This is a genomic window from Kitasatospora sp. NPDC001132 (assembly GCF_053598415.1).
Genome location: NZ_JBSFKF010000071.1, coordinates 1 through 11,824 on the forward strand (window position 1 = coordinate 1; position 11,824 = coordinate 11,824).

An 11,824-nucleotide genomic window follows, 5' to 3' on the forward strand; every position below is an offset into this window, starting at 1 on the left:
CGCACCTCGCTGTACTACCGGCTGCGCCGGATCCAGGAGATCACGGGCCTGGACCTGGACGACGGCGCGCACCGCCTGGTGCTGCACATGGGGCTCCAGCTCCTGGACCTGCTCCAGGCCCCCCGGGCGGACGGGCCCCCGGGCGGTCCCGTGCCGTCATGACCGCGCCGGGGCCGCGGCCGCCGCCCCGCCGACGCCGCCTCCCGAAGCCACGAGCAGAGACGAACGGACGAGAACGAGCACCATGCACGAACTGACCACGAACGACGGCGTGCGCCTGGCCCACCGCGACAGCGGCGGCGACGGCGCCCCGCTGGTGCTTCGTGACCGTTCCTCTCCGGATCCCCCGATCGTCCTGATCCCCCGATCGCCGCGCCCGTTCCGAAGCGGCTCGGCGATCGTCACCAGCACCCGTACCGAACCCTCGCAACCGGTCAGGAGTCTCCCGTGATCCCGTCGGGTCCCTCGCCCATGCCCGAAACCCCCGCAGGCGAAAGCCCCACGCCCGAACGCCCAGTCCAGCAGTTCGCCCGGGCCGTCCGTGACGGCGGCAGCGGCTGCGTCGACGTCCTGGCCCCGCCGCCCGGGGTCGACCCCGAGGACTGCCTGTACGTCCTCCTGCACGTCGGCGGCACCGCCCTGGTCCGCCGCCATGGCGTCAGCACGGTGCTGGAGCCCGGGGACCTGCTGATCGGCGCCACCCGCCACCCTGCGGTCCTGTTGCGGGACGCCGAGTGCCGGATGGTCGAGTTCCGGATCCCGTGCTTCTATCTGGGCGTGCGGCAGGCCGACGTCCGGCGTGCGGGCGGGCTGGTGGCGCGGGGGAGTGAGGGCGTCGGCTCGCTGGCCGCCCAGTTCCTGCGGACGCTCGTCGTCCAGTCCCGGGCGCACCGGGCCCGGCCGGGCAACCACCTGGCGCGCAGCGTCTGCGACATCGTGGCGGTCCTGGTGGCGGAGCTGCTGGAGCGGGAGGCGCCGGAGCGGCCGGGCGGCGCGGCGGAGCTGCTGGCACGCATCCGGGCCCACATCGAGGAGAACCTCGCGGATCCGGATCTGGCGCCGGAGTCGATCGCCCGCTCGCAGCACATCTCGGTGCGCTATCTGCACAAGCTGTTCCAGCAGGACGGGACGACGGTGGGCCAGTTCGTTCGGCAGCGCCGACTGGACGCCTGCCGCCGGGAGTTGGAGCGGCCGTCCCGGCGGCAGCGCAGCGTCTCCGCGGTGGCGCACCGGTGGGGTTTCGTCAGCCACTCCCACTTCAGCCGGACGTTCCGCGACGCCTACGGGCTCTCGCCGCGTGAGTGGCAGGCCTACGCAGCCCGGGTGGACGGCCGTCATTCCTCCTGAACCCGCTCCCGCCGTCCTGCCCCGAGCGAACTCCCGGCATCGGCCGGACGCCCGTGCCCTCGAAGGGGGATCCGTGCACCATCAGGCCACCGGGGCCGGTTTCCCACACCAGGGCGGGGTTCGCGTTGCCGCACCGATCCGACCAGGCCAGGAGCGATGAGTTGTCCGATCCCACCCCGCTGCCCGACCGCCGTCCGGTGCTCGACCGGGCGTTCCAGGAGTTCCTGGACGCCGGAGCCGGCCGCTCCGCGACCGGGCTGCCGGACCTCTCCTTCCTCATCCCCGACGGCGTACCGGACGGCGTACCGGGCGAGGCACAGGCCGGCGACGGGTACGAGGACGAGGAGGACCCCAGTGGCGTCACCTCGCAGTGGCTCACCCTGCCCTGCGGACCGACCGGGCGGGTGCGCGTCCAGGTGACCAGGCCCGTCGGCGCCGCCCGGCCCAGTCCGGTGGTGCTGTTCCTGCCCGGCGTCGGCTGGTCGCTCGGTGACGCCGACTGCTACGCCCGGCTGGTGCGGGAGTTCGCGCTGGGCACGGATGCCGCCGTCGTGTACGTGGATTATGCCCGGGCCCCGGCGGCGCGCTACCCGGTGGCCGTCGAGCAGTGTTACGCGGTGGCCCGGTGGATCCATGAGCACGGTCATGAGATCGGGTTGGCGGGGGAGCGGATCGCGGTCGTCGGGGATTCCGCCGGGGCGAACCTGGTGGCGGCGCTGACGCTGCTGGCCCGGGAGCGCGGTGAACTCCCGCTGGTCCACCAGGTGTTGCTCTGCCCGGTGACCGACGCCGACTTCGACACCCCGTCCTACCGCCGGTTCGCCACCGGCTACTTCCTGCACCGCGAGCACATGCGCCGGTTCTGGGACGACTACCTGCCCGAGCGGGACCGTCGGACGGAGGTGACGGCGGCACCGCTGCGGGCGTCCGTGGAGCAACTCGCCGGGTTGCCGCCGGCGTTGGTGGTCACGGCGGAGGCCGACGTGCTCCGGGACGAGGGCGAGGCCTACGCGGCCAGGCTCCGCGCGGCCGGGGTGCCGGTGGTGGCCACGCGCTACCAGGGGGTGATGCACGGCTTCCTGCTGATCGGCGGGATCCATCCCACGGGCACCACCCGGGCCGCGCTGATCCAGATCGTCGACACGGTGCACATGGCGCTGCACAGCCGACCCTGGTGAGGCCGGGCGACGCGCCGCAGGCGGTCCGTCGCCTCCGACCCCGCGGCGGTCGCGCCCGTCGACCGGTGACCCCCGCCACCGGACCCTGGGGCACGGCAGCGGGGGTGCTCTTGCTCCGGCGGCAGAGCCAGTGCCGCATCAGGCAAGGTTCGCCCTGTAGTGAGGCCCCGCCTGTCGACGGCTTCGGACGCTGGCGATAATCAACCGATGAGCGCCTTCGATCGCCCTATGCCGCCCCTGAACGCCGACGAGCGCACGACGCTTGAGAGCTGGCTCGACTTCCACCGCACGACACTGGCCATGAAGTGCGAGGGGCTGGACGATGAGCAGGCCGCCGTGGCGTCCGTGCCGCCGTCCGGCTTCACGTTGACCGGCCTGGTCCAGCACATGGCGGAGGTGGAGCGGAATTGGTTCCGCCGCGTGTTCGCCGGAGAACAGGCTCCGCCCATCTACGACCCGCAGGCCGACCCGGATGCCCCCGACGGTGGTTTCGATGTGGCTGAGGGCGCCACCCTGAGCGACGCCCTCGCCACCTGGCACGCGGAGATCGCCCGCGCCCGCGAGCACTGCGCCGACCGCGCTCTGGCCGATACGGGCCGCTTCATGGAGCAGGACGTCAACCTCCGCTGGATCTACGTCCACATGATCGAGGAGTACGCCCGCCACAACGGCCACGCCGACCTGGTTCGGGAACGCATCGATGGCACTACCGGCGTTTAGCGCCGGATCAGGCAGCGTTGGCCCTGTCGACGACGGCGCGTAGGCGCTGGTCGTCGGCGTGGCGGTTTCGCCAGATGATGTAGCGGCGGATCATGCTGCCCTGTTCCTTGTGGCTGACGTGGTCGGTGCCGTCGAGGGTGAAGTAGCGCAGCGCGGTGAACTGAGGAGGTTCGGGTCCTGCCGGGTCGGGTACGCGGCGTCCGCGACCCGGACCCGGTCGCCCCGGACGGCCACCGAGGTGGGGTTCTGCAGTCTGTCCGCCTGGTTCAGCACGATGGTGTGGGTGCCGTTGTCGGCGACCAGGGCGATCCGGTTGCCGCTGTCGAGGGCGGCCAGGACCTGGTTGCCGCGGCCGGTGAAGGCGAAGTCGTCGATGCCGGTCAGCCCGGTGGCGGCGGCCCGGATCGGGACGCGCGGCAGGGTGCCGTTGTCGAGGTCGCCGACCCAGACGGCCCTGTCGCGGATCTTGATGCCGTTGGCCCCGAGGAAGCCGTTCGGCTTGCAGTCGGTGCCGGTCGTCCACGGGACGGCGGCGCCGCCGCGGGCGGGGACGCGCCAGACGGTGCCGAGGACGGAGTCGGCGGCGTACGGGGAGCCGGTGCGCTCGTCCCGGGCGAGGCCGTTGGGCAGGGCGTCGGAGGGCAGGGCGGTGACGCGTTGCGGGGCGCCGCCGGGGGCCGGCTTCCAGATGCCGGTGAGGTCGGCGGTCCCGGTCGCGTGGGCGAAGTACAGGGTGCCGCTGTCGTCGCGTACGACGCCGTCGAGGAACGGGGACTTCGGCACGGGGGTGGCCGCGTCCGCCGCCGGGGCGGGCAGGGTGGCGAGGATCCGGACGGCGCCGGGCGGCGCGGGATCCCGACCGCGCACGGCGCACCCTCGGACGAGGTCCGCGACCTCGCGGCAGGGGCGGAGCCCGGGCCTGTCTTCGAACCCGAGGCCCGGAGGCCACGATCCGCGACACGGTCACCCTGGGGGGCCGCCACCGCCCGTACTTGCGCCTCAGCGCATCGCTCCCGCTCCGGCAGGGAAGCGGAGCGCGGGGCCGGTGCGGTGCGAGGACGGGCCCGGCCCCGAGCAAGATCGACAATGTGGAGAGGTGCTGCGGTGGTCGCGGCGGGCAGTGTGGAGTGCGACGATGACGATCATGGAGACGGTTCGGGACGAACCGGAGGACCACGGGGGGCGACCGGCCTCCGCCCACGGCACCGGCACGCTGTTCGGGCGTGGCGCCGAACTGGAGCAACTGCATCGCCACGTCCGGCGGGAGCCCGGGACCTCGGGGGCTCTGGTGCTCGTCGGCTCGGAGGGCGTCGGGAAGTCGCGGCTCCTGCGGACGGCCTGTGAGCAGGCGGCCGAAGCCGGAGCGGTGGTGCTGACGGCTCAGGGCTGGGCCCCGGAGAGCGGGGTTCCGTACGGGCTGCTCCGCCACCTGCTCGCCCGGTTGACGGACCGGGTGCCGACGCTGGGCGAGCCTCATCGGCAGGCCCTGCTCGCCGCGCTCGCCATCGGGCCGGATGCCACCGCGCCGTCCGCGTCGGCCGTGCCGTCCGCGTCGGACGTGGCGGCCGGCACCGCGGCGCTGCTGAGCCGGTCGGGCGGCCCCGACCACGGCTGCGCCCCGGGCCTGGTCCTCATCGCGGTCGACGACGCCCACGCCTGCGACCGCCCCACCCTGGAGCTGCTGGGGTCGCTCGTCCGCCGTACGGAGGGGAGCCGGGTGTCGCTCCTGCTCGCCTCGCGCGACGACGAGACCCTGCTGGACCTGCCCGCCGACGTCGAGCTGCTGCACGTCGCGCCGCTGTCGCCGCGCTCCTCCGCCGAGCTGCTGGACTCGGTGCCCGGCGCGCCCGTCGGGCGCACCCGCCTGGAGGTGCTGGAGGAGGCCGAGGGCAATCCGTCCGCCCTGCTGGAGCTGTGCCGTCGACGGGCCTCCGGCGCCGATCCGGCCCTGGCCCATGAGCGCACCCCCCGCCTACGGAACCTCCGGACCAGGTTCGACACCCTGATCGCGCCGCTGCCCGCCCGGACGCGCACGGCCCTCCTCTACGCCGCCGTGGCCCTGCCCGGCGACGACGCGGCCGCCGTGATGGCCGCACTGGACACCTCCGACCTGGCGATCTGGGCCCCCGCCGAGGAGGCCGGGATCGTCGCCCTGATCGACGGTCACATCGTCTTCCGGCACCCGCTGGCCAGGGTCGCCGCGTCCACCGGGCAGTCCGCCGCGGTGCTGACCCGTGCCCACCGGGACCTCGCCGAGCGGGCCGGCGGGCGGCCGCTCGACCGGGCGCGGCACCTGGTGGCCGCCGCAGTGGTCCCGGACGCCTCGCTCACCGAGGGCCTGCGGGCGGCGGCCAGGCACTCGGCGGACGACTTCACCCTCGCGCGGGCCCTGGAGGACGCCGCCCGGTTCAGCACCAGCACCGACGAACGGGCCCGGCTCCTCGCCGGGGCCCTGGACGCGGCCGTCGCCGTCGGGGACCTGGACTGGGTCAGCAGCCTCCACACGCGCTTCCTGAACGTCAACACCGACCCCCGGCTCACCCGCGAGGCCGACCTGGCCGTGGCGACCGCCCTGTCCCACTCCTCCCGGCAGAAGGAGGCGTTCGCCCTTCTGCTCGACAGCGCGGCCCGGCACCCGTCGGTCGGTGCCGCCGTCGACGCGCGGTCGGTGACGCTGGCCTCGGCGATCGCCGAGCAGTCCGGCCTGCCGGAGCACCGCGCCCGGCTCTCGGAGCTGGTCGCCGGCCTCAGCGAAGCCGGGCCCGGCCCTGACGACCACCGGGCGTCCAGGCCAGGACCGACCGGCGTGCTCGCGGGCTTCGTGCAGGGCACGGAGACCCGGCCCACGAGCGCGTCGCGCGCCGTCGAAGGCCCCGACGCCCTCATGGGCAGCGGCCCCCTGGACGGACGGGACCAGCTGACCAGGCGCCTCGCCGTCGCCTCGGTCGGCTACCTCTCCGACGACCCGGGCGTCACCCTGGAGCACTACCGTGCCGCCGACGCCTACCTGCGCGGGCGGCGGGCCTTCGGCCTGCGGGCCTGGCACCTGGCCCCCCTGCTGGACACCCTCCTGGCGACCGGCCAGTGGTCGGAGGTGTCCGCCCGGGTGGAGGAGGCGACCGACCAGGCGGCGGTGCTGCGCCTGACCCGCCCCCAGGCCGACCTGGAGGCCTTCGACCTGTCCCTGCGCGCACTGCGCGGGACCGCCCCCGCGAACCTGATCACCTGGCCGGAGGTCCCGTTCGACGGCTACGAGAACGCCGCCACCCGGGCCCGGCTCGTGCGGGCCGTCGCCCTGGTCGCGATGTCCCACGCGGAGTGGGCCGACGCCTACCGCTGGCTCCGGAGGCTGTTCGCCGAGGACGGCACTCCGGTGCACCCGTTCCTCTCGTCGCGCTGCGTCGCGGAACTCGCGCTGGCCGCCCAGCGGGCCGGCACGAGCGAGGACGCGGCGGAGGTGCTGGCGCGGGTGCGCTCGGTGCACGGGGAGCGGCCGACGGTCCGGATGACGCTCCTGCTGCACCACGCCACGGCTTTGCTGGATCCCGGCCCGGACCCCGAGTACCACTTCCGCCTCGCGCTGGTGAACGCCGAGGGCGAGCAGTGGCCGGTCGAGCGGGCGCAGGCCCGGTTCAGCTACGCGATCTGGCTGCGCCGCGCCAGGCGCCCCTCCGAGGCCCGGCAGCAACTCGTCGCGGCGCTGGACACCGCCGACGTCCTCGGATTCCAGCCGTTCGCCACCGCGATCCGCCAGGAACTGCGCGCCAGCGGCGTGGCGAACAACACCGACCACGCCGTCGAATCCGCGGCCTCCCTGGACGGGTTGACCGCCCAGCAGCAGCAGATCGTCCGCCTGGCCGCGCAGGGTTTGTCGAACCGCGAGATCGGTGAACAGCTCTTCCTGTCGCCCCGCACGGTGGGCTCGCACCTGTACAACGCCTATCCCAAACTCGGGGTCAGCAGCCGGCACCAGCTGCGCGACCTGCTGCAGAGCAAGGCGGACCGTTGAGCTGCTCGCCGGGCTGCCGCCGGCGCTGGTCGGCACCGCCGAGGCGGCTTCCTGCGGGCGCACCTGGCCTGAGCGGGGCCGGCGCCGCCCGCGCGGACCAGTCACCTGACTCATGCGCCCGGCCCCGCCGCACCGGCATGCTGGCACCATGACAGTTCGAATCCCCCCACCCATGGAGGACGGCGGTCGCTCCGCGGCCTCGACACCGCACGCCCGTCCGACGGCGACCCGGCCGACGGACGAGCTGTCCGGCGTGAACGACGCCGTGCTGTTCCGCGTGCGGCAGTTCGTGCGCCGGCACCTGTCCGACCCCGGGCTCACCCCCGAGGGCGTCGCCCGGGCGCAGGGCATCTCCGTGCGGTACCTGCACCGGCTCTTCGAGGGCGAGGGCCGGACGCTGTGCGAGTGGATCCGGGAACAGCGTCTGGAGGGGTGCCGCCGGGCGCTGCTCGCGACCCCGGCGCACTCGCTCAGCGTCGGGCTCATCGCCCGGAGGTGGGGTTTCACGAGCCCCGGGCAGCTGAGCCGCGCCTTCCGCGGTGCCTACGGCCTGTCACCGACGGACTGGCTGGTGAACGAGCGTGCCCGCCGGGCGGCGGGGGAGAGGCAGTGACCCGCCCTGCCTCCCCCAGGCCCTAAGCGGCCTCGCCCCGGACGTGGTCGGCCCGATCCCGTCGGGCGTGTGTCGGTTGCGGCCGGGCCTGCCGTCCCGGGCGGGCCCTCGTGCCGCGCAGGCCCCGCGGACCGGCGCCGGGCGTCCGGTCGACGGGAGCGTCGCCCGCTGCGGCGGACTGCTGTCGGCGTCCGGCGTCCTCGCCCGACGTGCCGAGGGACAGCAGGAGTTCCCGGATGCGCAGGCCCAGGTGCAGGGTGATGCGGTCCGCCCCGTTGTCCAGGTCGAGCCCGGTGATCTCCTGGATCTGCCGCAGCCGGTAGTAGAGCGAGGTGCGGTGGATCCGGAGTGCTTCGGCGGTCCTGGGGACCGAACCGGCCTGGTCGAGGAAGCACCGCAGGGTCGTCTCCAGGCGCTGTCCGCAGCCGGACTCGAGCAGGGCGCGCAGCGGTTTCGGGAGCAGTGACTCGTTCAGGGCGTGGTCCGGCAGTTGGAGGATCACGGCGAACTCGCCGAGTTCCTCCCAGGAACCGATGCCCTTCAGCTCCGGCATCCGGCGTGCGGCGCGCACGGCGACGAGCGCCTGCTCGTAGGAGGCCCGCGCGTCGGCGAGGCCCGCCTGCCGGCCGCCGATGCCGATGACGGGAGCGGTCGAGGCGGCGGGATCGGTGCCGAGGGCCGCCATGATGCGGGCGGACTGCTCCCGGAGCACCTCCTGGTCCAACGGCCGGTCGGACAGCTGGAGCAGGACGGCCCGGTTCGGGGTGACCGCGAAGGCGCCGTGCGCCGACCGGGTGCGGCGCAGTCCCTCCAGCGCCCCGTGCAGTGCGGTCGCCACCCGTCCGGGAGGCACCCGGGAGCATCCCAGCTGCACGACGCTGACCACCGCGTGGGGCGCGTCCGGGAGCAGCGCGCCGTCCAGGAGCCGCTTGCGGGACTCGGCGCGCGTGGCGGGGCTCGGGTCCAGCAGGGACAGCAGGAGGTCCTGCTCCTCGCTCCGCGCGGCGCCGGCCAGGACGCGGTCGGCGTACAGCCGGCCGGTGATGGCGGGTGTGGCCCGGGCGATGGCCTCGGTCGCCTCCGGCGGCAGCGACGCGTCCGGCGCGATGACCGTCAACAGGCCGAGGAAATGGCCGCGTTCACGCAGCGGCACGCAGTAGCGGGGCAGCAGACCCGACTCCTCGAGGCCCTCGGTGAAACCCGGCCCGGTCCACTGGGTGACGCCCTGGTCGAGGATGTGGCGGACGACTTCGCCGCTCGCCCGTCCGTGCAGGAGGCTGTGGACGCGGGCCGGGTCCGCGTCGTCGAAGTGCCGGCTGGAGCGGATGCGCCCGATCGAGGAGTCGGCCAGGGCCACGGACCGACGGAGCTCCCCCGCGAGTTCGTCGATCAGTTCCTGCAGCGCGGCACTTTCGGCGGGGGTTCGCCGCCACTGTTCGGTCATGGGCAGTCCTCGTCGGTGCTCGTCTCTCCGGGACGAGGGACCGGCAGGCCCGGGACCAGGGGCTTCCCGTGCCCTGGCCCCGGACCCGGTTCTTTCGCCGGTTCCGCACGTCCTGGAGAAACGCTGACACTGCCGCGATGCCCCACCCTGCACGGTTCTTGTCCCTGGCTGCGGGGAACGCCGGGCCGTCGTGCGCCCGGTGGGGAACCGCCCCGGACCGATCGCGGTGAGGACTGCGCGTCAGGTCACCCGAAGCCGCCGACTCACTCGAAGCCGCCCACCGGGACGGCGCCACCGAGCCGCCGGTACTCGCTCGGGGACACCCCGCAGGCCGCCTGGAAGCGGCGGCTGAAGTGGCTCGGGCTGCTGAACCCGCACCGGGCGGAGATCGCGGCGATGGTCAGGCGGTCGTAGCGCGGGGAGGCGAGCATGCGCCGCGCCTTCCCGAGCCGCTCCGCGATGATCCACTGCTCCAGGCTGATCCCCGCCCCGCTGAGCAGGGCGTAGAGCCGGCGGACGGAGACGGCGTGCTCCGCCGCGATCCGCTCCGGCGTCAGGTAGCGGTCCGCCAGGTGGGAGCGCACGTAGGCCGTGATCCGGGTGACCAGCGTCTCGTCCATCGTCGACCTGACCTCGACGGCCTCCTCGGCGTGCGCCGCCGAGAGGAGCAGGGCGCGGACGAGTTCCGTCGTGGCGGATGCCAGGGCCTCCGAGCCGGCGTCGGTCTCCAGCCGGCCGGGATCGCTCCACAGACCCCGCAGGTGCTGCAGCACCAGGCCGTGGAGCGGGCTGGCGCGCAGCCGCTGGGAGGCCCTCACCACGGTGTCCACCGGCACGCCGAGGCGGTTCATGTCGAACATGACGACCTGGGACGCGCCGTCGCCGGACCAGCCGTACACGCGGGGCGACAACTCGTGGAAGACGCAGATGTCGTCGGATCCCAGGAGCGTCTGCCGGCCCGCGACCTCGGCCCGGTGGACACCCAGGGGCTGGAGCGAGACCGAGACGATGGGGTGCTCCCGGTGGTGGCGTACGTGCCGCTCCGTCCGCCGCACCCGGAAGCCCGAGTTCCGGGTGGCGAAGAAGTCCAGTCCGCCGACGCGCCACATCTCCATGCGCGCGTGGATACCGGTCGCCGGCTCCTCGTGGGCGATGTCGTTGGGTACCTGCGAATCCGTCAACGCGTGGTGGAACGCGTCCACGCGCTCACGAGGTGACACCGTGTCGAGGTCGAGCAGCAGCACACACCCTCCCGGGGAGAAGTCTGTCAGGAATTCCGCGACGCCGGGGCGTCAGGCGGCGAGGCCGTCGAGTTCGGCGGCCCAGTCGATCAGGCCGGCCTCGGAGCCCTGGGGCACCAGGGTGAAGCAGTCCCGGCGGAGCCAGCGGCGGACCTGGCGGGAGGGCAGGTCGATGAGGACGACGGTGCCGCAGCCGCGGAGCATGATGCGCAGGGAGGCGCGGCCGTGGCAGGTGCAGGGCGGCCAGATGCGGACGTCGCCGAGGCCGGCGGGTCTCTGCAGACCCTCCCAGAGGAGGTCGCGGGAGAAGCGCCAGGTGCCCGCTTCCGCGGCGGGGCCGAGGAACTCGAGTGCGACGGCGAGCGGGTCGTCCCTGCGGTAGCCGAGGCGCACCGGGATGTCGACGGACTCGTGCTCACCGAGGACCAGCCGGGCGTCGAGGGTGAGGTCGGTGGTGGTGGCGTCCGGGCCGGGCTGGGGGCTGGGCAGGGGCTGGTGCGTGGGCACGGGAGGTCTCCTGGGCGGTGTCGGGGTGGGGCCGGCGCGAGGCCGAGAGGGGCCGTCCGGGGCCGGCGTGGGGCCGGCGGGTGCGGTGTCCGATCGGGACGGGGCCACACCGGACGATCGGAGCGTCGGCGCCGGTGACGGCGCGACGCTCCTGCCTCGAGCCCTGGGAGCTGCCGAGGAGCAGGGGGAGGCGGAACCGGTCCTCAGGCTAGCTGGCGGCGGCGGGGGCGGATGTTCCGCCCGTGCACCGCGGGGTGACGATCCGCGCACCTTTCGCGCGGTGGACGGGGCCGGACGCGGGCTCCCCGCCGTCGCGTCCACTCCGTACGACAGTTGTGGGACGGCGCGGCCGGTGACCGGAGCGGCGGTCGCCGTCCGGTCCCGGCTTTCGGCCAACTCGGCTGTGCGGCAGAGGAGTTCACTGGCAGTGGCCGCGCTCCGGCCGTGTGCGCGGAGGCTCTTCCAGGCGTGGAAGCGGCCCAGGGAGAGGCCGTCCGGCCCGCGGGGAGCCGCTGTTTCCTCGTTTTGTCGAATGCCCGCCCCTCCTGTTCCACTCCTTGTATGAATGCGCCGGGAGGCAATCATGACGATGTGGATCCGGCGCGCGCGTGCGGGAGGCGAAGTGCTGCAGGCGCTGGTGGACGGCCTGGCCGAGGAACTGGGGCGCTCGGTCGTCCTCGACGACCCGCTGGTGCGGATGATCTGTGCCAGCCGGCACTTCGGGGACGAGGACCGGGTGCGGGTACGCACGCTGCTGCAGGGCGT

At 74.2% G+C, this 11,824-nt stretch carries 10 protein-coding genes and 2 pseudogenes; 7 read left to right on the forward strand and 5 right to left on the reverse strand.

Going from position 1 to position 11,824, the window contains the following annotated elements:
- The 4 genes from ACWDBE_RS38735 to ACWDBE_RS38750 all read left to right on the forward strand — a co-directional run.
- Nucleotides 1-162 (forward strand): helix-turn-helix domain-containing protein (locus ACWDBE_RS38735; protein WP_449810333.1); only part of this gene is annotated, 162 nt, incomplete at its 5' end.
- 309 nt (nt 163-471) lie between these two features.
- Nucleotides 472-1,347, forward strand: coding sequence for a helix-turn-helix domain-containing protein (locus ACWDBE_RS38740; RefSeq protein WP_449793535.1), 876 nt, complete (start codon nt 472-474; stop codon nt 1,345-1,347).
- A gap of 161 nt (nt 1,348-1,508) precedes the next feature.
- Nucleotides 1,509-2,525, forward strand: coding sequence for an alpha/beta hydrolase (locus ACWDBE_RS38745; protein ID WP_449810326.1), 1,017 nt, complete (start codon nt 1,509-1,511; stop codon nt 2,523-2,525).
- Nucleotides 2,526-2,732: 207 nt separating this feature from the next.
- Entirely contained in the window at nt 2,733-3,245 is a 513-nt protein-coding gene (locus ACWDBE_RS38750; protein WP_449793533.1) for a DinB family protein, read from the forward strand.
- Nucleotides 3,246-3,252: 7 nt separating this feature from the next.
- On the opposite strand, the pseudogene ACWDBE_RS38755 reads toward ACWDBE_RS38750, so the two are convergent.
- Together ACWDBE_RS38755 and ACWDBE_RS38760 are read right to left on the reverse strand one after the other, a co-directional pair.
- A pseudogene (locus tag ACWDBE_RS38755) lies at nt 3,253-3,408 on the reverse strand (IS630 family transposase); the annotation flags it as partial.
- Nucleotides 3,336-4,112 carry a hypothetical protein gene (locus ACWDBE_RS38760; RefSeq protein ID WP_449810327.1) on the reverse strand — a complete coding sequence of 259 codons (777 nt, stop codon included), beginning with the start codon at nt 4,110-4,112 and terminating at the stop codon, nt 3,336-3,338. The gene ACWDBE_RS38760 and the pseudogene ACWDBE_RS38755, both read right to left, overlap by 73 nt.
- Before the next feature lie 268 nt (nt 4,113-4,380).
- On the opposite strand from ACWDBE_RS38760, the gene ACWDBE_RS38765 reads away from it, so the two are divergent.
- Nucleotides 4,381-7,254 carry an AAA family ATPase gene (locus ACWDBE_RS38765; protein ID WP_449810328.1) on the forward strand — a complete coding sequence of 958 codons (2,874 nt, stop codon included), beginning with the start codon at nt 4,381-4,383 and terminating at the stop codon, nt 7,252-7,254.
- A gap of 148 nt (nt 7,255-7,402) precedes the next feature.
- Nucleotides 7,403-7,867: a helix-turn-helix domain-containing protein gene (locus ACWDBE_RS38770; RefSeq protein ID WP_449810329.1), complete on the forward strand. Its 465-nt coding sequence runs from the start codon at nt 7,403-7,405 to the stop codon at nt 7,865-7,867.
- Between the two features lie 22 nt (nt 7,868-7,889).
- Here the strand turns inward: ACWDBE_RS38770 and ACWDBE_RS38775 are convergent, their stop codons facing one another.
- The 3 genes from ACWDBE_RS38775 to ACWDBE_RS38785 form a co-directional block, all read right to left on the reverse strand.
- On the reverse strand, nt 7,890-9,311 hold the full coding sequence (locus ACWDBE_RS38775) for a PucR family transcriptional regulator (RefSeq protein ID WP_449810331.1): 1,422 nt from the start codon (nt 9,309-9,311) through the stop codon (nt 7,890-7,892).
- Between the two features lie 263 nt (nt 9,312-9,574).
- Nucleotides 9,575-10,555 carry an AraC family transcriptional regulator gene (locus ACWDBE_RS38780; protein ID WP_449810332.1) on the reverse strand — a complete coding sequence of 327 codons (981 nt, stop codon included), beginning with the start codon at nt 10,553-10,555 and terminating at the stop codon, nt 9,575-9,577.
- 48 nt (nt 10,556-10,603) lie between these two features.
- Nucleotides 10,604-11,059, reverse strand: a complete 456-nt coding sequence (locus ACWDBE_RS38785; protein ID WP_449793528.1) for an SsgA family sporulation/cell division regulator — start codon at nt 11,057-11,059, stop codon at nt 10,604-10,606.
- Nucleotides 11,060-11,642: 583 nt separating this feature from the next.
- Between ACWDBE_RS38785 and ACWDBE_RS38790 the strand changes: the two are divergent.
- Nucleotides 11,643-11,824: pseudogene (locus ACWDBE_RS38790) on the forward strand (PucR family transcriptional regulator); the annotation flags it as partial.